The sequence below is a fragment of the Rhodobacter capsulatus genome (genome assembly GCF_052363185.1).
In the GTDB taxonomy this organism is placed as follows: Bacteria; Pseudomonadota; Alphaproteobacteria; order Rhodobacterales; family Rhodobacteraceae; genus Rhodobacter; species Rhodobacter capsulatus_E.
The window spans coordinates 3,635,829-3,653,488 of sequence record NZ_CP198955.1 but is presented as its reverse complement, the minus strand read 5'-3'; the positions used below and the strand labels follow the sequence as shown (position 1 = coordinate 3,653,488).

Annotated in this window: 15 protein-coding genes; 5 read left to right on the top strand and 10 right to left on the bottom strand. The window is 66.1% G+C overall.

Going from position 1 to position 17,660, the window contains the following annotated elements:
• Positions 1–8 precede the first annotated feature (8 nt).
• Complete coding sequence (locus ACTTAG_RS17940; protein WP_444463543.1) at positions 9–815, bottom strand: ABC transporter permease; 807 nt, start codon at positions 813–815, stop codon at positions 9–11.
• A gap of 172 nt (positions 816–987) precedes the next feature.
• Between ACTTAG_RS17940 and ACTTAG_RS17935 the strand changes: the two genes are divergently transcribed.
• The 3 genes from ACTTAG_RS17935 to ACTTAG_RS17925 all read left to right on the top strand — a co-directional run bounded on the left by ACTTAG_RS17935 (position 988) and on the right by ACTTAG_RS17925 (position 4,014).
• The gene (locus ACTTAG_RS17935) at positions 988–2,133 is read left to right on the top strand and encodes a sugar transporter (RefSeq protein WP_444463542.1); all 1,146 of its coding nucleotides are present in this window, start codon (positions 988–990) and stop codon (positions 2,131–2,133) included.
• Between the two features lie 2 nt (positions 2,134–2,135).
• On the top strand, positions 2,136–2,813 hold the full coding sequence (locus tag ACTTAG_RS17930; RefSeq protein ID WP_444463541.1) for an ABC transporter ATP-binding protein: 678 nt from the start codon (positions 2,136–2,138) through the stop codon (positions 2,811–2,813).
• Positions 2,814–2,898: 85 nt separating this feature from the next.
• The gene (locus ACTTAG_RS17925; protein WP_444463540.1) at positions 2,899–4,014 is read left to right on the top strand and encodes a DUF2793 domain-containing protein; all 1,116 of its coding nucleotides are present in this window, start codon (positions 2,899–2,901) and stop codon (positions 4,012–4,014) included.
• Here ACTTAG_RS17925 and ACTTAG_RS17920 read toward each other — a convergent pair.
• The 6 genes from ACTTAG_RS17920 to ACTTAG_RS17895 all read right to left on the bottom strand — a co-directional run bounded on the left by ACTTAG_RS17920 (position 4,011) and on the right by ACTTAG_RS17895 (position 11,068).
• Positions 4,011–4,931 (bottom strand): glycosyltransferase, encoded by a 921-nt coding sequence (locus ACTTAG_RS17920; protein ID WP_444463539.1) that lies wholly within the window; start codon positions 4,929–4,931, stop codon positions 4,011–4,013. The genes ACTTAG_RS17925 and ACTTAG_RS17920 overlap by 4 nt on opposite strands.
• Before the next feature lie 6 nt (positions 4,932–4,937).
• Positions 4,938–5,813: a glucose-1-phosphate thymidylyltransferase RfbA gene (gene rfbA / locus ACTTAG_RS17915; RefSeq protein WP_444463538.1), complete on the bottom strand. Its 876-nt coding sequence runs from the start codon at positions 5,811–5,813 to the stop codon at positions 4,938–4,940.
• A 1-nt stretch (position 5,814) separates the two neighbouring features.
• Positions 5,815–6,660: a dTDP-4-dehydrorhamnose reductase gene (rfbD, locus tag ACTTAG_RS17910; protein WP_444463537.1), complete on the bottom strand. Its 846-nt coding sequence runs from the start codon at positions 6,658–6,660 to the stop codon at positions 5,815–5,817.
• 3 nt (positions 6,661–6,663) lie between these two features.
• Positions 6,664–7,710 (bottom strand): dTDP-glucose 4,6-dehydratase, encoded by a 1,047-nt coding sequence (rfbB, locus tag ACTTAG_RS17905; RefSeq protein WP_444463536.1) that lies wholly within the window; start codon positions 7,708–7,710, stop codon positions 6,664–6,666.
• Between the two features lie 88 nt (positions 7,711–7,798).
• Positions 7,799–8,362: a dTDP-4-dehydrorhamnose 3,5-epimerase gene (rfbC, locus tag ACTTAG_RS17900; protein WP_444463535.1), complete on the bottom strand. Its 564-nt coding sequence runs from the start codon at positions 8,360–8,362 to the stop codon at positions 7,799–7,801.
• Positions 8,363–8,428: 66 nt separating this feature from the next.
• Entirely contained in the window at positions 8,429–11,068 is a 2,640-nt protein-coding gene (locus ACTTAG_RS17895; RefSeq protein ID WP_444463534.1) for a calcium-binding protein, read from the bottom strand.
• A gap of 209 nt (positions 11,069–11,277) precedes the next feature.
• Between ACTTAG_RS17895 and ilvA the strand changes: the two genes are divergently transcribed.
• Positions 11,278–12,525 (top strand): threonine ammonia-lyase IlvA, encoded by a 1,248-nt coding sequence (gene ilvA, locus ACTTAG_RS17890; protein ID WP_444463533.1) that lies wholly within the window; start codon positions 11,278–11,280, stop codon positions 12,523–12,525.
• Positions 12,526–12,528: 3 nt separating this feature from the next.
• On the opposite strand, the gene ACTTAG_RS17885 is transcribed toward ilvA, so the two are convergent.
• Entirely contained in the window at positions 12,529–12,858 is a 330-nt protein-coding gene (locus ACTTAG_RS17885) for an Hpt domain-containing protein (protein WP_444463532.1), read from the bottom strand.
• A gap of 128 nt (positions 12,859–12,986) precedes the next feature.
• Here ACTTAG_RS17885 and ACTTAG_RS17880 point away from each other — a divergent pair, with 128 nt between their 5' ends.
• Complete coding sequence (locus tag ACTTAG_RS17880) at positions 12,987–14,294, top strand: PP2C family protein-serine/threonine phosphatase (protein WP_444463531.1); 1,308 nt, start codon at positions 12,987–12,989, stop codon at positions 14,292–14,294.
• Here ACTTAG_RS17880 and ACTTAG_RS17875 read toward each other — a convergent pair.
• Positions 14,291–15,463, bottom strand: a complete 1,173-nt coding sequence (locus ACTTAG_RS17875) for an HlyD family type I secretion periplasmic adaptor subunit (protein WP_444463530.1) — start codon at positions 15,461–15,463, stop codon at positions 14,291–14,293. The two genes, ACTTAG_RS17880 and ACTTAG_RS17875, sit on opposite strands and share 4 nt — an antisense overlap.
• Positions 15,460–17,646 carry an ATP-binding cassette domain-containing protein gene (locus ACTTAG_RS17870; RefSeq protein WP_444465280.1) on the bottom strand — a complete coding sequence of 729 codons (2,187 nt, stop codon included), beginning with the start codon at positions 17,644–17,646 and terminating at the stop codon, positions 15,460–15,462. The genes ACTTAG_RS17875 and ACTTAG_RS17870 overlap by 4 nt, the downstream gene beginning before the upstream one ends.
• Positions 17,647–17,660 lie beyond the last annotated feature (14 nt).

Below are 17,660 nucleotides of genomic sequence, written 5' to 3'. Positions count from 1 at the left end.
AGCTCCGTTCATCCGGGTTCGGAAAGGATCTCGCGATGGTATCTGTGCAACAGCAGCATGCCCAGCGCCCCAAGCAGCAGCGTCACGCCGTAGACGTAGACCTCGGAGATGTAGGGGCCGTCATAGATATCGAAAAAGGCGACGCGCGACATCATGATGAAATGCGTGGGCGGGATCATCAGGGCGATGTCGCGTCCGAATTCCGGCAGGCCATCGACCAGATAGAGCACGCCGGAGACAAGAAACATCGGCCGGTTGAGCACCGCCCAGATGTATTGCCAGGCCGGAAACCGGCTTCCAAGGAAGCAATTGACGAGGCCGACCGAAACCCCGCAGGCGACCACCATGCCCCACATCCGCAAAAAGGCAATGAAATCAAAGTTCAACTGGTTGCTGTCCAGAAGCAGCGAACCGGCGATCACGACGGCGAAGATGATGATCTGCGTGATCAGCGCCAGCAGGACGCGGGCGATGATCGCATCCACATAGGTGACCCGCGGATAGGCCAGCAGCGGACGCGAAAAGCGGATCGCACTGCCGACATTCGTCGCCAGCGTCTGATAGGCCGACAGCGGCAGAAATCCGGTCGCGTAGAACAGCACGAAGCTCTGTCCCAGCGGCGGGTTGCGGATGAACAGCGAGAAGGCGAGCGACAGCAAGGCGATCGCGGCGACGGGCTCGGCGATGGCCCAGAAATATCCGCCGGGCGAACGGCCATAGGTGGTGGACATTTCCCGCAGCATCAGCGCCGTGACGACCCGCAGCATCGGCAGGTTGCGCTTGCGTTTGGGAAAGCTGATGGCGGATGTGTCCATGCCGGGAAACTACCTGATGACCCGCGTTCGAGCCGGAGTGTTAAGGCGTTTTCACTTGCATTGCGAGGCGGAAATACGCATTTCTCGCGGTGTTTGAACGACTTTCGGAGAAACCGTCATAGGCAAGCCCCCGATCAGCGCCGCTCCGGTCGCCCGCAACCGGCCCTTGGGCATGCCTGCCGCCCGCACCGCCGGGGCCGCGGTGCTGCGCCGCAGGCACAGGACGGTGATCACCAGCTTTCTGGCCGCGGTCGTGCTGCCTTTCGTTCTGGCGACGGGCTATCTTTACCTGATCGCGGTGGATCAATACGCCTCGAAGGTCGGTTTCGCCGTCCGCTCCGAGGAGATGAGTTCCGCCAATGAATTGCTGGGCGGCCTGTCGATGCTGACCAAGGCCAGTTCCTCGGATTCGGACATCCTCTATCGGTTCATCCAGAGCCAGACGATGGTGGAGCGCGTCGCGGCGCGGATCGACCTGTCCCAAGCCTATTCGCGGCCAAGCTTCGATCCGGTCTTTGCCTATGACACCGACGGCACGATCGAGGATCTGGTCGATTACTGGCAGCGGATGGTGAAGATCACCTATGACTCGGGGACCGGGCTGATCGAGGTCGAGGTCCGCGCCTTCACCCCCGAAGACGCGCAGACGATCGCCCGGGCGATCGTGGACGAATCCACCGCGCTCATCAACGAGCTGTCGGCCAAGGCGCGGCTGGATGCGACGCGCTATGCCAAGGAAGAACTGAACCTGGCGCTGATCCGGCTGAAATCGGCGCGCGAGGAACGGACGCGGTTTCGCTCGCGCTCGCAGATCATTGACCCGCAGGTGGATATCCAGTCGCAGATGGGGCTTCTTGGTTCGCTGGAAACCCAGCTGGCGCAGGCCTTCATCGACCTCAACCTTGCCTTGGAAACCTCGTCGAGCGACGATCCCCGGGTGACGCAGGCGCGGCGCAGGATCGACGTGATCCAGGGCCTGATCGAACAGGAACGGATCAAGTTCGGCGGTGGTCTGGGCGGCGAGAATGACGCCGCGCCCGAAAACGATTATCCGACCCTGCTGGGCGAGTTCGAACGCCTGACCGTCGATGTCGAATATGCCAATTCCTCTTACCTGGCGGCGATGGCCTCGCTCGATGCGGCCAATGCCCAGGCGCAGCGGCAAAGCCGCTATCTGGCGGCCTATACCACCCCGTCCTTGCCGCAGGCCTCGCTTTACCCCGAACGCGGGATCCTGTCGGTGATCACCGGCCTGTTCCTGGCCCTTGCCTGGTCGATCGGGGTGCTGGTCTATTACAGCCTGCGCGACAGGCGCTGACGATGATCGAGCTGCGGAACCTGAACAAGTCCTTCCGCCTGAACGGTGTCACGAAGGTGGTGGCGCGCAATCTCAATTTCACCTTTCCGACCGGGGAATCGGTGGCGCTGCTGGGCGGCAACGGCGCCGGGAAATCGACGCTTCTGCGGATGATCGCCGGGGTGGTCGAGCCGGAAAGCGGAGAGATCGTCTCGACCGGGTCGATCTCCTGGCCGGTCGGTTTTGCGGGCAGCTTTCACCCCGATCTGAGCGGGGTGCAGAATGTCCGGTTCGTGGCCCGCATCTATGGGGTGGATACCGACAGCGCGGTGCGGTTCTGCCGGGAATTTTCCGAGCTTGGCGCGCATTTCAACCTGCCGACGCGCACCTATTCCTCGGGGATGCGGTCGCGGCTTGCCTTTGCGATGTCGATGGCGATGCCCTTCGACACCTATCTGATTGATGAAATCCTGGCCGTCGGCGACGCGTCCTTCAAGGCCAAGAGTCAGGCGATCCTGGGGGAAAGGCTGAAATCCTCGGGGGCGATCATCGTCTCGCACAACATGCGGGAACTGAAGCGGCTGTGCACCTCGGGCGTGTATCTGAGCGATGGGCAGGCCTATTACTACCCGGATGTCACGCAGGCGATCGCGCATTACCGCGATGCCATGCGCTCCACCGCCGCCATGGACGAAGACTGAGCCGGGCAGGCAGAACGGTCGGTTTCGGGCATGTTAACCTGCCCGCCGGAAAGCTGGGGCCGCTCAATCACCCCGGAGATCACCCATGGCCGATCAAACCCCGCTGCTGGGGCTGCCTCTCATCCTGCCCTCGCAAGCGCAAAAGCATGTCACCCACAACGAGGCGCTGAGCCTGCTTGACGCGATCGTGCAGCTTGCCGTGCTGGACCGGTCGCAGACGATGCCGCCCGCCTCGCCGCAGATCGGCGATCGCCATATCGTCGCCGCGGGCGGGGCGGCGGGCTGGAGCGGGCAGGACGGGTCGGTGGCGCTCTGGACCGGCAGCGGCTGGCTGTTTGCGGTGCCGCAGCCGGGCTGGACGGCGCGGGATCTGTCGGACGGGGCGCTCTTGCTGTTCGACGGCAGCGCCTGGGGTCTGGCCCCGGTGGCGACCGACAACCTGCCCGGGCTGGGCATCAACACCAGCCATGACGCCACGAACCGGCTTTCGGTCCATTCCGCGGCGACGCTGCTCAGCCATGACGGCGCCGGGCATCAGCTGAAGATCAACAAGGCCCTGCCCAGCGATACGGCCAGCCTGCTGTTCCAGACCTCGTGGTCGGGCCGGGCCGAGATGGGCACGGCGGGCAGCGACAGTTTCGCGATCAAGGTCAGCGCCGATGGCACCGCCTGGACGACGGCGCTGAGCTTTGCCGGGGCCAGCGGGCTGGTCTCGGGGCAGGCGGTGCAGCAGTCGCGGACCGATGTGACGGCGGGGCGGCTGATGCGGGCGGATTGGGGCTATGGGCCGGGGAACCTTCTGGGCACGGTGGCGCAGGCCGCGGGCGTGCCGACGGGGGCGGTGCTGGAACGCGGCACGACGGCGAACGGCGAATATATCCGTTTCGCCGATGGCACGCAGATCTGTTTCGCGCAGCGCACGCTCGGCTCGATCATTGCGCTGGGCGCGGGCTCCTTTGCCGCGCCCTATCGGACCGCCGATGTCAGCTGGACCTATCCGAAGGCCTTTGCCGCCGCGCCGGTGCTGACCTGCCGCGGCGTGGCGCCGACCGGCCTGACCCAGGACCGGCGCAGCTGTGCCGCCTGTGTCGGCGATCTCGATGCGACCGCGGCGGCGGGCATCCATGTCTTGCGGCTGGGCAGCGCGGCCAATGCCGACATCTTCAAGGTCGATCTGATCGCCGTCGGCCGCTGGGTCTAAAGCCGCCGCAGCAGCGCCCCGGCATAAAGCGAGATCTGCCCGCGCAGGCCCTGCCGGTAAAAACCGGCGCGGCGGATTGCGGCGAAGCTTTGCAGCGGCGGCAGGGCGCGGGCGGTCTCGAAGGCGTCCAGCAGGGCGCGGTTTTCCGGCGTCAGCATGTCCTCGATCCCGCGCAGGGCGGCGATGTTGCGTCGGCACCAGTCGGAAAACCGCCCCGTCACCAGCATATGCGCCCGCACCAGCGTTGCCAGCGCGCCCCGGTTCGCGCCGATCACATTGCCGCCGTGCTGGCGATAGAGCAGATGCGGCGTATCGTCGAAGATCACCCGGCCGCCGATGCCGGTGATCACCTGATAGACCCACCAGTCATGGATCACCGTATCGGTGGTGCGCAGCGCGGCGGCGCGGATCGCCTCGGCCCCGGCGCGGTTGAGCACCATCGTGTTGCCGCCCGCGATATTCTGCACCAGCGCATGGGCAAAAGACGCGGGCCAGGGCGCGCCGCGCGACAGCCGGTGCCCGGTCAGATCCTCGTTCACCTCGAAGGACCGGCTGCAGTAAAGCGCGGGCTGATCCGCCGGACCCTGCGCCAGCGCCGCGGCCGCGACGCGCAGCTTTTCGGGCAGCCAGACATCGTCCTGATCGGACATCGCCCGCAGATCGGTCTCGACCGGCTGGCGCAGCAGCGACAGGAAATTCTGCGCCGCCCCGGCCCGCGGCCCGGCCAGCAATGTCACGGCAATGTCGGGATGGGCGGCGGCCCAATCCGTCAGCACCTGCACCGTCGCATCGCCCGATCCGTCGTCGCTGACGATCAGCCGGGCGGGCGGCAGCTCTTGCGCGGCGAAACTGTCGAGCTGCGGCACCAGCCGCGCCGCGCCGTTCCAGGTCGCCATCAGGATCGTGACCGAGGGCACGCCCCCTTACCCTTCCAGCAGCTTGCGCAGGTAATCGCCGTAATCGTTCTTGCCGAAGAGCTTCGCCCGGGCGCGCAGGCCCTCGGCATCGATCCAGCCGCGCTCAAAAGCGATCTCGTCGGGGCTGCCGGTCTGCAGGCCCTGCCGTTTTTCCAGCGTGCGCACGAAATTGCCCGCATCCAGCAGGCTGCCATGGGTGCCGGTGTCGAGCCAGGCATAGCCGCGGCCCATCGTGCAGACGCGCAGGCTGCCCTCGGCCAGATACATTTCCAGAAGCGTGACGATTTCCAGCTCGCCCCGCGCCGAGGGGGTGACCTTGCGGGCCCGTTGTGGGGCGCTGCCATCCAGGAAATAAAGCCCGGTCACGGCGAAATTCGACGGCGGCACCGGCGGCTTCTCGATGATGGCGCGGACCTTGCCCGCGGCGTCGAAATCCACCACGCCATAGCGTTCCGGATCGGCGACGCGATAGCCGAAGACGGTGCCCCCGCCCGGATGGGCATCGGCCTCGGCCAGCAGCGACGACAGGCCATGGCCGAAAAAGATGTTGTCCCCCAGCACCATCGCCGAGGGGGCACCGTCCAGAAACTCCTCGGCCAGGATATAGGCCTGCGCCAGCCCGTCGGGCGAGGGCTGCGCGATATAGGTCAGGCTGAGGCCCCATTGCGACCCGTCGCCCAGCGTGCGCTTGAACTGCTCCTGGTCGATCGGCGTGGTGATGACCGCGATCTCGCGGATGCCCGCCAGCATCAGCACCGACAGCGGATAATAGATCATCGGCTTGTCATAGATCGGCAGAAGCTGCTTCGAGACGCCGATGGTGATCGGGTAAAGCCGCGTGCCGGACCCGCCGGCCAGAATGATGCCCTTGCGTGCCGTCATCTTACACCCCCAAATCCTGCAACACCCGTTGCAATCCCGCTTTCCAGTCCGGCGCCGCGAGGCCGAAATCGCGGGCCAGCGCCGAACAGTCCATCCGGCTGTTCAAGGGCCGCACCGCGGGCGTCGGATAGGCGCTGGTCGGAATGCCCGTCACCGCCACCTTGCGTCCGGAGGCCGCAAAGATCTCGCGGGCGAAATCGGCCCAGCTGACCCAGGGGCTGCCGCCGAAATGATAGATGCCGCCCGGCTGCCCCGCCGCCATCGCCCGCGCCATCACGACCAGCGCCGCCGCGATGTCGGCGGCAGGCGTCGGGCCGCCGATCTGATCCTCGACCACCGAGAGCGCATCGCGGGTCTCGCTCAGCCGCAGCATGGTTTTGACGAAATTCGCCCCATGCGCCGAAAACACCCAGGAGGTGCGCAGGATCGCCCAAGCGCCCCCGGCCGCCTGCACGCCCCGTTCCCCGGCCAGCTTGCTGCGGCCATAGGCATTGGGCGGCGCCACCGGATCGGTCTCGACCCAGGGCGCGCTGCCAGAACCGGAAAAGACGTAATCGGTCGAGATGTGCAGGAAGGGAATGCCGCGTTCCGCCGCCGCCCGGGCCATCGCCGCGGGGGCCTCGCCATTGATCACCGTCGCCGCGGCTTCCTCGGTCTCGGCCTTGTCCACCGCGGTCCAGGCGGCGGCGTTGATCACCACCGCGGCCGCGCTGTCGCGGATCGCCCGGGCACAGGCTGCCGGGTCGGACAGATCGGCCGCCGCCCGGTCCAGAAACCGCGCCTCGGGCAGCAGCCGTTCAAGTTCCCGTGCCACCTGACCGGATTTGCCGAAAACGAGGGCGCGCATGCCTCAGGCCTTTCCCAGCCGCTGGCCGACGCCGTCGCGGCCCTGCAGCGCCCGCCACCAGCTTTCATTGGCCAGATACCAGTCGACCGTCCGTTCCAGCCCCTCCTCGACCGTTACCGAGGGGCGCCAGCCCAGTTCGGCGCGAATGCGGCTTGGGTCGATCGCATAGCGCGCGTCATGGCCGGGGCGGTCGGTGACGAAGGTGATCTGATCGGCATAGCTGCCCGAGGCCTTCGGCCGCTTGCGGTCGAGAATGGCGCAAAGGGTGCGCACCAGTTCAAGGTTCGTGCGCTCGTTCTCGCCGCCGATGTTGTAGCTGCGCCCGACCGCGCCCTTTTCGACCACGGTCAGAAGCGCATCGGCGTGATCCTCGACATAAAGCCAGTCGCGGATGTTCGAGCCGTCGCCGTAGATCGGCAGCGCCTTGCCCGCGAGCGCATTCAGGATGATCACCGGGATCAGCTTTTCCGGGAAATGGAACGGCCCGTAATTGTTCGAGCAATTGGTCAGCACCACGGGCAGGCCATAGGTCTCGTGCCAGGCGCGGACCAGATGATCAGAGCCCGCCTTCGAGGCCGAATAGGGGCTGCGCGGATCATAGGGCGTGTCTTCGGTGAACTTGACCGAAGGGTCACGCGGCAAGGACCCGAAAACCTCGTCGGTGGAGATGTGATGGAAGCGGAACCCCTCGGGGCGGCCGCGGTTTTCCCAATACTGCCGGGCGGCCTGCAGCATCTGATAGGTGCCCATCACATTCGTCTCGATGAAGACGCCCGGCCCGTCGATCGACCGGTCGACATGGCTTTCGGCGGCCAGATGCATCACCGCATCGGGCTGATGGCGGTCGAGGATCGCCGCAATCGCCGCGCCGTCGCGGATGTCGGCCTGCTCAAAAGCGTAAAGCGGCGAGGTGGCGACCGAGGCGACATTGTCGAGGCAGGCGGCATAGGTCAGGGCATCGACATTGACGACGGCATGTCCGCGCGCGACCGCCAGACGCACAACCGCGGAGCCGATGAACCCCGCCCCTCCCGTCACGAGAATCTTCATGGCAAATTCCATTTCTTCCGGTTTGAAACAGGCTTACTTGCCGGGATTGCAAAGGACAACCGACCATTGCAGTCGCGGCAGTTTTGCCTCAGCCTTTCCAGTGGAACGCGCTGTCGAAATCGGCGATCCGGCCCGCCACCGCATCCTTGGCCGAGAGCACCGGCTCCAGATCGCCCATGCCCCAGTCGATGCCGATATCGGGGTCGTTCCAGATCAGCGCCCCCTCGGTTTCCGGGTGATAATAATCCGAGCATTTGTAGATGATCTCGGTCTCCGGCGCGCGGGTGACGAAGCCATGCGCGAAGCCCTTCGGGATCAGGATCTGGCGCCCGTTCTCGAAGCTGAGTTCGGCGCCGAACCATTGGCCATAGGTCGGACTGCCCTTGCGGATATCCACCGTCACATCGAACAGGCAGCCCCTGCCGCAGCGCACCAGCTTGTCCTGGGCATGCGGCGGGTTCTGGAAATGCAGGCCGCGGATCGTGCCTGCGGTCATCGACAGCGAATGGTTGTCCTGCACGAAAACGGTGTCGATGCCGTATTCGGCCAGCGCCTTGGCGCTGTAGCTTTCGGAAAAGAAGCCCCGGTGGTCACCGAAACGGCGGGGGGTGATCAGTTTGACACCGGCAAGCGGCGTGTCTTCGACGAGCATCGCGGTCCTCGTTGCATCATTTTCGCGTTTGCTTAACAACTGCCCGGCGCAAAGTCACCTGTGCCTTTACACCAGAAGGTAATGCGTCTCGGCCCCGATATCGAGCGTGAGCCGCTGCAGGCTTTCCGCGTCGATCACGGTCCAGATCGCCGCGCCGGTGGGGCGGTAGATGATCTGCACGTCGCGCACGTCGTCCGCGCCCCCCAGATCGACCCAGCGCAGGCCGAAATCGGCGATCCGGGCCGCGCTTCGGGTGAAGACCAGCCTGTCGTCGGCGGCATAGTCGTCGATCCAGTCGGTGCCCGGGGCGGTGGCGCCGTCATGCACGAATCTGTCCTTGCCCGCGCCGCCGATCAGCGTGTCATTGCCGCCATCGCCGCGCAGCCAGTCATCGCCGCCGCCGCCGTCCAGCAGATCGGCCCCGGCCCCGCCCATCAGCCGGTCGTGACGGCCGCCGCCCAGAAGCCTGTCGGCCCCGGCGCCGCCCCAGATCCGGTCATCGCCGCCACCACCCGAGAGGCTGTCGCCCAGATCGCCCAGGCTGGCATTGCCCGGGCCGCCGATGATCGTGTCGGCGCCCGCCCCGCCCAGAATCGTGTCGGCGCCGCTGCCGCCATCCAGCAGGTTCGCGCCCGCGCTGTCGGTGATCCAGTCATTGCCTGCGCCGCCCTTGAGCGTGTCATCGCCGTCGTCGCCGGTCAGCGTGTCCTCTCCGGTTGCGCCATCCAGCCAGTCGTCACCGGCGCCGCCCGACAGCAGATCATTGTCGGGCCCGCCGTTCAGCCGGTCATTGCCCGCCCCGGCCAGAAGCCAGTCGGCCCCGGCGCCGCCGGACAGCCTGTCATCGCCGCCATTGCCGACAAGGGAATCGGCCCCGACCCAGCCGTTCAGATCGTCTGCCTCGTCGCCGCCGACCAGCGTGTCGTCGCCGCCGCCGCCATTGAGGCTGTTCGCCCCGCCGTCGCCGCTCAGGGAATCGTTGCCGCCATTGCCGAGGAGCGTGTCATTGCCGCTGCCGCCGGTGATCACGTCATGCCCGCCGTTGCCGGTGATCCGGTCGCTGGAATCGCGGCCATGGATCGTGTCGGCGCCGCTGCCGCCAATCAGCGTGTCGCGGCCGATCGTGCCTTCGAGCAGGCCGCCGCTGCCCGTCGCCACGATCCGCTCGCCCGCCAGCTCGCCCAGGATCATCACCCGGTCGGGCAGGCCGAAGCTCAGCCCCGCCCAGATGTCGCGAAGGGAAAGCGGCCGTCCGGTGCTGGACACGATTTCGATCTCGGCGCCGAAATAGCTGAGCAGGATGCCGCGGTCGGTGGGGGTGGCGGTCAGCTGCGCGGTCGAATGCAGCATCGGCAGGCCGCTCAGGTCGATGCGGTCGCCGGGGCTGTAATCCATCACATATTGCCGGTTCGCCGAGGTGCGGATCACGAAGATGTCGTCGCCCCGGCCGCCGAACAGCGCCGTGCTGCCCGGACCCGAAACCAGCACGTCATCGCCATCGAGCCCCATCAGCGTGTCGCGGCCGGTGCTGTTGGCCACCAGCAGGTCATCCCCCGCGCCGCCGCGCCGTTGCAGGCTGCCGGTGGCGGCGCCGTTCACCGTGACGCCCAGATCGGCCAGGTCGATGCGCAACAGGCTCAGCCCGGTTTCGGTGCCCGAGGCGACGAAGATCCGGATTTCGGCGCCCATCACGGTCATCGCAACCGAGGTGATGTCCTGCAGGCCAAGTCCGGCGCCCTGCACCAGCGTCTGCAGATGCACGAGCCGCCCGTCCGGCAGCAGGGTGAACAGGCTCAGCCCGTCGTCGCCACCGCCCGCCACCACGAAGACCCGGCCCGCGACCGTGACGACCTCAAGCGCGGTGATCGTGCCGAAGCGGCTGTCAAGCGTGTCAAGCAGGTGATCGGTCGGGCGCAGGCTGCCCGTCGCGGTCAGTTCCATCACCGAAATCGTGCCGCTGCCCCCCGCGCCCAGAAGCACGAAGGTCTTGCCGAAGGCCCGCACCGTCGCCATGGCGGTGGGGTCGTTCACCCCGAGCCCGTTCGCCGCCCCCAGCCCGCCCGCCTGCACCAGCGTGCCCGTCGCACCGATGCGATAGCTGGCGACACCGTCGAAACCGCCATCGGCGCGCAGCAGGAATTCCCGCCCGCCGACTGTCACCAGCTCCAGCAGCACCTGCCCGCCCGCCGCCGCGTCCGAGGGGCTGGCGGTTTCCGACACCCAGCGCGGAATGCCGTCGCCGTCGATCGCATAGCCGTTTAGCGCGCCGCTGATCGCATCGGCGACATAGATCATGTCGGCGCCGCCGCTCAGCTCTGCGGTCAGAAGGCCGTTTTGCAGCCAGGGCGAATGCGCATCCTCCAGCCGGATGGTGGTCTGCCGGTCCAGATCGCCGGGGCCCGCGGTATTGCTGCTCAGCAGATCGCCGCCCTGGGTCACGCCGAAGATCACCCGGCTATGGCCGTTGAACGTGGCCCAGGACAGGTCAAGCGTCGCCATCGAGGCGAGGCTGCCGGGAAAGTAGAAACTGTCCACCACGCGGGGCAGGGCGGTGCCGTCAAGCCGCCAAGCAAGGATGCCGCCATTGAGTCCGGTGGCACTGTAAAGGAAGGTTCCCGAGACCGTGACGGCGATCTCGAGCCGCTCGATATTCGTGTCGAGCAGGGCAAAGCCCGACTCGAAACGGTCTGTGAACGCGATCCGCACCGCACAACCTCCGGATGATATCACCCGAAGGTCCGGCAACCTGCCGTCGTGGCGGTGGCGGGATTGTGGCAAAGCTGTGGCTCTTGGCCACAATTTTGCGCAAATCCTCATTTTGGAAACAATCCGTTTCGTGTCCGGTCGCGGTCGATCGGGGCGGGATCTTGTCGCTCGGTCCTTGCCAAGGGCGCAAGGACGGGTCTAATCGGCATATGACCCAATTCGCCCTTGCCGCCCTTGCCGCCACCCGCGCCCTGCGCACGCTCTTCGAGCCGACGCCCTTGCAGCGCAACGAGTTCCTGTCCAAACGCTACGGGGCCGAGATCTGGCTCAAGCGCGAGGACCTGACCCCGGTGCGCAGCTACAAGCTGCGCGGCGCCTTCACCGCGATGCGCAAGCTGCTGGAGACCACCCCCGGGGCCCGGCAATTCGTCTGTGCCAGTGCGGGCAACCATGCCCAGGGCGTGGCCTTTGCCTGCCGTCATTTCGGCGTGCGCGGGACGATCTTCATGCCGGTGACGACGCCGCAGCAGAAGATCGACAAGACCCGCACCTTTGGCGGCGATGCGGTCGAGATCGTGCTGACCGGCGATTATTTCGACCAGACGCTGGCGGCGGCGCAGAACTTCTGTGCCGAGGCGGGGGCGCATTTTCTGTCCCCCTTCGACGATGCAAATGTGATCGAGGGGCAGGCCTCGGTGGGGGTCGAGATCCTCGATCAGCTGGGCCGGGCGCCGGATCTGGTGATCTTGCCGGTGGGCGGCGGCGGTCTGGCGGCGGGGGTGACGGGCTATCTGCGCGCCACCGCGCCGCAGACGCGCTATCGTTTCGTCGAGCCGCAGGGCGGGGCCAGCCTGACCGCGGCGGTGGCGGCGGGGGAACCGGTCACGCTCAAACATGTCAACAGCTTCGTTGACGGGGCTGCGGTGGCCCGGATCGGGGCGCTGCCCCTCGCCGCGCTCGACTGGGTGGCCGCCGGAGAGATTTTGCGTGCCCCGGAAGACCGGATCTGCATCACCATGCTGGAGATGCTGAACCACGAGGGCATCGTGCTGGAACCGGCCGGGGCGCTGGCGCTGAACGTGCTGCCCGAACTGGCCGAGGAGATCCGCGGCAAGACGGTCGTGTGCCTGACCTCGGGCGGAAATTTCGATTTCGAGCGCCTGCCCGAGGTCAAGGAACGGGCGCAGCGCTATTCCGGTCTGAAGAAATATTTCATCCTGCGGATGCCGCAGCGCCCGGGGGCGTTGCGCGAATTCCTGTCGATGCTGGGCCCCGAGGACGATATCGCGCGGTTCGAATATCTGAAGAAATCCGCCCGCAACTTCGGCTCGGTGCTGATCGGCATCGAGACGAAGCAGGCGGGCGCTTTCGATGCGCTGACGCAGAAACTGGATGCCGCGGGGTTTGACTACCGCGACATCACCGACGATTCCGCGATCGCCGAATTCCTGATCTGAGCCTCAGGCGGCAGACAGGAATTCGTCGACCCGGCCCATGAAGATGGCCTTCGAGCGGCCGTAGCAATCGAGCACGGCGGCAACATCCACCGTCGCGGCATTGCCCGCGGCGCAGCGGCGTTCGCCGTCCTGACAGATCGCGCCGAAGTCGCGAAAGCCCAGATTCCAAGCCGAGCCCTTGAGGAAATGCAGCTCGTCGCCCAGCTTTTCCGGCTTGCGGCCCAGATTCATCACCACATTCTCGACCTCGTCGAGAAACAGCTCCAGCACTTCGGCGAACCCATCGGCGCCGATTTCGGATCGCAGCTCGGCGACCCGTTCCCAATCAATCATCTTGCCCTCCACGGAGCCCGTTTCTTCACCACGGCCCAAGGCTAAGGCGCATTCCTTGCGGAAGCTTTAACCCCCGACAGGATTACGGGGATTCACCAGTTCTTAAGGTCGATCGCGGAAGCTGCGCCATGCTTAGTTCCGGTGAGCCCGTGACCGATCCGATTTCAGACCGCCCAGACCCGCCTTCCGTTTCCCAGACCGACGCCGCATTGCGGCGGGTGCTGGTCGTGGACGACAGCAAGATGCAACGTCGCATCCTGTCCGCGCAGCTGTCGCGCTCGGGATACGAGGTGCTGGAGGCGGGGACGGCGGAAGAGGCGCTGGAAATCTGCACCCGGGTCGAGCCCGATTTCGTGCTGTCCGACTGGATGATGCCGGGCATGTCGGGGATCGAATTCTGCCACAGGTTCCGCGCCATGCCGCGCGAGGGCTATGGCTATTTCATCCTGCTCACCTCGAAGACGGAAAAGCATGACGTCGCCGAGGGGTTGCAAAGCGGCGCCGATGATTTTCTGGCGAAACCGGTGAACGGCGACGAATTGCGGGCGCGGCTGACCGCGGGCGAACGCATCCTGACCATGGAACATGCGATGAAGGAGAAGAACCGCCAGCTCTCCTCGGCGCTGGGCGAGTTGCAGTCACTCTATGATTCGATCAACCGCGATCTGGTCGAGGCCCGCAAGCTGCAGCAATCTCTGGTCAAGGAACGTCACCGCAGTTTCGGCAATGCGCAGGTGTCGCTGACGCTGCGGCCCTCGGGCCATGTCGGCGGCGATCTGGTCGGCTTCTTTCCGATCAACATCCGCCGCGTCGGGCTTTACGGCATCGACGTGTCGGGGCATGGCATCACCTCGGCGCTGATGACGGCGCGGCTGGCGGGCTATCTGTCGGGCACCTCGCCCGAGCAGAACATCGCGCTGATCCAGACCGAATTCGGCTTTTACGACGGCCGCGACCCGGCCGATCTGGCGGCCTACATGAATACCCTCGTGCTCGAGGAAATGCAGACCGACAGTTATTTCACCCTGATCTATGCCGATGTGGACCTGATTTCCGGCAAGGTGGCGCTGGTGCAGGCGGGCCATCCGCATCCGGCGGTGCTGCGCGCCGATGGCTCGGTCGAGTTTCTGGGCGATGGCGGTCTGCCCGTCGGGCTGATCGAGGGGGCAAGTTACGAAACCATCACCACGAAACTGGCGCCCGGGGACCGGCTGTTCCTTGGCTCGGACGGCATCACCGAGGCCGAGCCGCCGCGGCGGCCGCAGCTTGGCGAGGCCGGGCTGGCGATGCTGCTCAAGCGGCTGCATCTCTTGCGCGGCCCGGCCTTTCTGGATGCGCTCTATTGGGAATTGCAGCGCATGACCTCGGACAATCTGGCCGATGACGTCTCGGCGGTGCTGTTCGAATTCGACGGCGCCAAGCAAAACGTCGGTTAGGGCTCGCGCAGCGCCTCGCGCGATTTGTAAAGCGGCTTGAGCAGATAGTGCAGCACGGTCTTTTGCCCGGTGTGCAGCTCCACCGTCGCCTGCATCCCCGGCCGGATTTCCAGATTGCGCTGCCGTTCGGTCAGCTGCGCCAGATCGACCCGCAAGGTCACCTTGTAATAGGGTTCGGCATCGGGCTTCTGTTCGTCCTTGAACGTGTCGGCCGAAACGAAATGCACCGCGCCCTGCAGGCTGCCGTAAATCGTGTAATCATAAGCCGAAAGCTTGATCGTCGCCGCCTGTCCCAGCTTCACGTTGGCAATGTCCTTCGGCGCGATCCGGGCGTCGATGAACAGTTCTTCATCCAGCGGAATGATTTCCAGGATCTCCTCGCCCGGCCGCACGACACCGCCGATCGTCGTCACCGACAGCTTGTTGACGATCCCGTGCATCGGCGAGGTCAGCGTGGTCCGCGCCAGCTGGTCTTCCGACATCTTCAGCTGTTGGCGCAGCGTGCCCAGCTTTTCCAGCGTCTCGGAATAGTCCGAGGCGCGTTCCAGCTCCGCCTTGGTGACGATGTCGTTCAGCTGCGCCTCGGCATCGGAAAAGGCCTTGCGCGCCTTGGTCACCTCGATCAGCGGCGCCACATCGCGCTCGAACATGGTTTCCAGCATGTCGCGCTCGGCCTTGGCCTGTTTCAGGATCGCCGCCGCCCCCTTCCGGCGCGAGGCAAAATCGCTCAGCCGCGCCCGCAGAAGCGCGCTTTCCGATTTCACGATCTCGGGGACCAGAAGCTCCTGGTCCTCGCTGGCCACGAATTCATCGAGCCCGTTCATCTCGGCCTCAAGCCGCAGCTGCCGGATTTCCAGCGCCGCGATCTGCGCGCGCAGATCATCCACCTGCGTGGTGAAGGAGGTGGCATGCAGCCGCCCCAGCACCGTGCCCGGCGCGACCTCGTCGCCCTCGGACACGTTCAGCTCCGCCAGAATGCCGCCTTCCAGGTTCTGGATGATCTGCGGCTTCGAGGAAGAGACGATTTCGCCCGGGCCGCGCACGATCTGATCGACCGAGGCAAAGGCCGCCCAAAGCAGAAAGATCAGGATCGTCAGGCCGATCAGCCAGATCGTCCAGCTCATCCGCCGCGCCGCCGTCTCGACCGCCGCGGGATCGACGGTGCTCATTTCGGGCCCCCGGATTTCGCCTTGGTCAGATGCGCCAGCACCGCATCGCGGGGGCCATCGACCGCCATCCGGCCGTTTTGCAAGATCAGCGTGCGGGCGGTCAGCGCCAGGATCGGCACCCGATGTGTGGCGATGATCGCCGTGCGCCCCTCGAGCCAGGTTTCCAACCGGCTGACCAGCGTGGTTTCGAGCGTGGTGTCCAGCGCCGCGGTGGGCTCGTCCAGGATCACCACCGTCGGGTCCTGCAGCCAGAGCCGCGCCCAGCCGATCGACTGGCGCTGCCCGACCGAGAGCCCCTCGCCGCCGTCGCGGATTTCCAGATCAAGCCCCTTCGGATGGCCGCGCAGGAACGGCCCCAGCCCGGCAAAATCCAGCGCCCGGTAAAGCCTGTCCTCGTCGCGTTCGAGCTGCGTCAGGTTCAGGTTGTCGCGCAGCGTGCCCGAGAACAGCCGCACATCTTGGCTCAGATAGCCGACGGCGCGGCGCAGATCGCGCGGATGCAGCTGGCCCAGATCGACGCCATCCAGCAAGATCCGCCCGCCCGAAGGTTCGTAAACCCCGGCCAGCAGCTTCAGCAGCGTCGATTTCCCCGAGCCGTTCGCCCCCAGAATGGCGACCCTCTGCCCCGGCGGAATCCGCAGCGCGGCAATGTCCACCGTCGCCGCGGCTTCGGGGTCGTATTTGAACTCCAGCCCGCGCAGCTCGTATTCGCCCTCGATCCGCTCGGCGCGCAGATAGCTGCGGCTTGCGGCCTGCACCTGATCGGCGCCGGCGATTTCCTCCAGCCCCTGCAGGGCGGCCTTCACATTGGCCCAGCGCGCCATCGTCCCCGCCAGCTGCGTCAGCGGCGCCAGCGTGCGCGAGGTCAGAAGGCCGATGGCGATGATCGCGCCCACGGTGAATTCGCCCTCGAAGACCATATAGGCGCCGACCATCACCGCGGTCACATAGGTCGCCTGCTGCACCATCTGCGCCCAATAGGTCAGCGCCGAGGCCAGCTTGCGGCTTTCCGAGGATTTCACCGCCGAAAGCGTCGTCAGCTCCTCCCAGACCCGCTTGAACCTATCGGCGCCGCGCTGGGTGGCGACGGTTTCATGTTCATAGATCGCCTCGTGCAGCAGCTTCGCCGCCCGGGCCGAGGCCCCCTGCGTCGATTGCGTGATCTTCATCATCTTGCCCTGCATCAGGAAGCCGGGAACCACCATCAGGATGGCGCCCGCCAGCAGCACCCAGACCAGATTGCCGCCGATCGAGGCGACAAGGGCCAGGAAGATGAAGATGAAGGGAATGTCGGCAATCGTGCCGATGGTCGAGGCGGTGAAGAATTCCCGCACCGAGGAAAATTCCCGCATCGCGGAAAAGATCTGGCTGGGCGAGCGCCGCCCGGGCGCCGCCTTCATCCCCAAAAGCCGGTCCATCAGCAGGCTTTGCACCGTCAGCTCGATCTTGCGTCCGGCCAGATCCATCAGCCCCGAGCGCGCCAGTTTCAGCGCCATTTCAAGAACCAGCGCCAGCAGCGCGCCGAGCGCCAGCACCCAGAGCGTCGCCTCGGATTTGTGCGGAATGACGCGGTCATAGACCTGCATCGAGAACATCGAGACCGCGACGGCCAGGATATTGGCAAAAAGCGACCCCATCGCCACTTCGACAAAGGCGCGGCGTTGCGCCTTGAACGCGCCCCAGAACCAATGTTCGGGCGTGGTCTCGGGGGCGTGGCGGCTTTCAAGCTGGCGCAACGAGGTGCGGGCTCGGATGATCCTGCCCGAAAAGAACGGCGCGAATTCGGCCAAGGGCACTTCGGCGCGCTGATCGGGGCAGGTCTTGTCATAGACGAACAGCAGGTCGGCTTCCTGCTTGATCACCAGCACCAGCTGCCCCGAGGTCATCTGCGCCAGCGCCGGCCATTGCCCGGGCGAGAGCCGGTCGATCTCCTCGACCCCCGCGGTCATGCCCGCGACGCGCAGCACCGCGGCCACATGTTCGGGCTGAACCTCGCCCGCAGCGGCGCCGGTGACGGCGGCGGTGGCCTCGCCCACGGCCAGAAGCATCTGTTCCAGGATGTCGGCGGCGGGCACCTGCGCGCCCAGAAGCCCGGCATAGGCGGCGGCCAGTTCCGCCCGCGCCCGGGCCCGCAGGGGGGTGCGCGGCGCGCTGGAGGCGGCAGGGACGGCTTTCGGCAACACACCTTCGGACGCCC

What these genes read in the sequence shown, in the direction of transcription:
- ACTTAG_RS17930 (WP_444463541.1), top strand. Translation starts at nt 2,136, where the DNA reads ATGATCGAGCTGCGGAACCTGAACAAGTCCTTCCGCCTGAACGGTGTC.
- ACTTAG_RS17875 (WP_444463530.1), bottom strand. Translation starts at nt 15,463, where the DNA reads ATGAGCACCGTCGATCCCGCGGCGGTCGAGACGGCGGCGCGGCGGATG.
- rfbB (WP_444463536.1), bottom strand. Translation starts at nt 7,710, where the DNA reads ATGAAGATTCTCGTGACGGGAGGGGCGGGGTTCATCGGCTCCGCGGTT.
- ACTTAG_RS17885 (WP_444463532.1), bottom strand. Translation starts at nt 12,858, where the DNA reads ATGATTGATTGGGAACGGGTCGCCGAGCTGCGATCCGAAATCGGCGCC.
- ilvA (WP_444463533.1), top strand. Translation starts at nt 11,278, where the DNA reads ATGACCCAATTCGCCCTTGCCGCCCTTGCCGCCACCCGCGCCCTGCGC.
- ACTTAG_RS17880 (WP_444463531.1), top strand. Translation starts at nt 12,987, where the DNA reads ATGCTTAGTTCCGGTGAGCCCGTGACCGATCCGATTTCAGACCGCCCA.
- ACTTAG_RS17925 (WP_444463540.1), top strand. Translation starts at nt 2,899, where the DNA reads ATGGCCGATCAAACCCCGCTGCTGGGGCTGCCTCTCATCCTGCCCTCG.
- rfbD (WP_444463537.1), bottom strand. Translation starts at nt 6,660, where the DNA reads ATGCGCGCCCTCGTTTTCGGCAAATCCGGTCAGGTGGCACGGGAACTT.
- ACTTAG_RS17935 (WP_444463542.1), top strand. Translation starts at nt 988, where the DNA reads ATGCCTGCCGCCCGCACCGCCGGGGCCGCGGTGCTGCGCCGCAGGCAC.
- rfbA (WP_444463538.1), bottom strand. Translation starts at nt 5,813, where the DNA reads ATGACGGCACGCAAGGGCATCATTCTGGCCGGCGGGTCCGGCACGCGG.
- rfbC (WP_444463535.1), bottom strand. Translation starts at nt 8,362, where the DNA reads ATGCTCGTCGAAGACACGCCGCTTGCCGGTGTCAAACTGATCACCCCC.
- ACTTAG_RS17940 (WP_444463543.1), bottom strand. Translation starts at nt 815, where the DNA reads ATGGACACATCCGCCATCAGCTTTCCCAAACGCAAGCGCAACCTGCCG.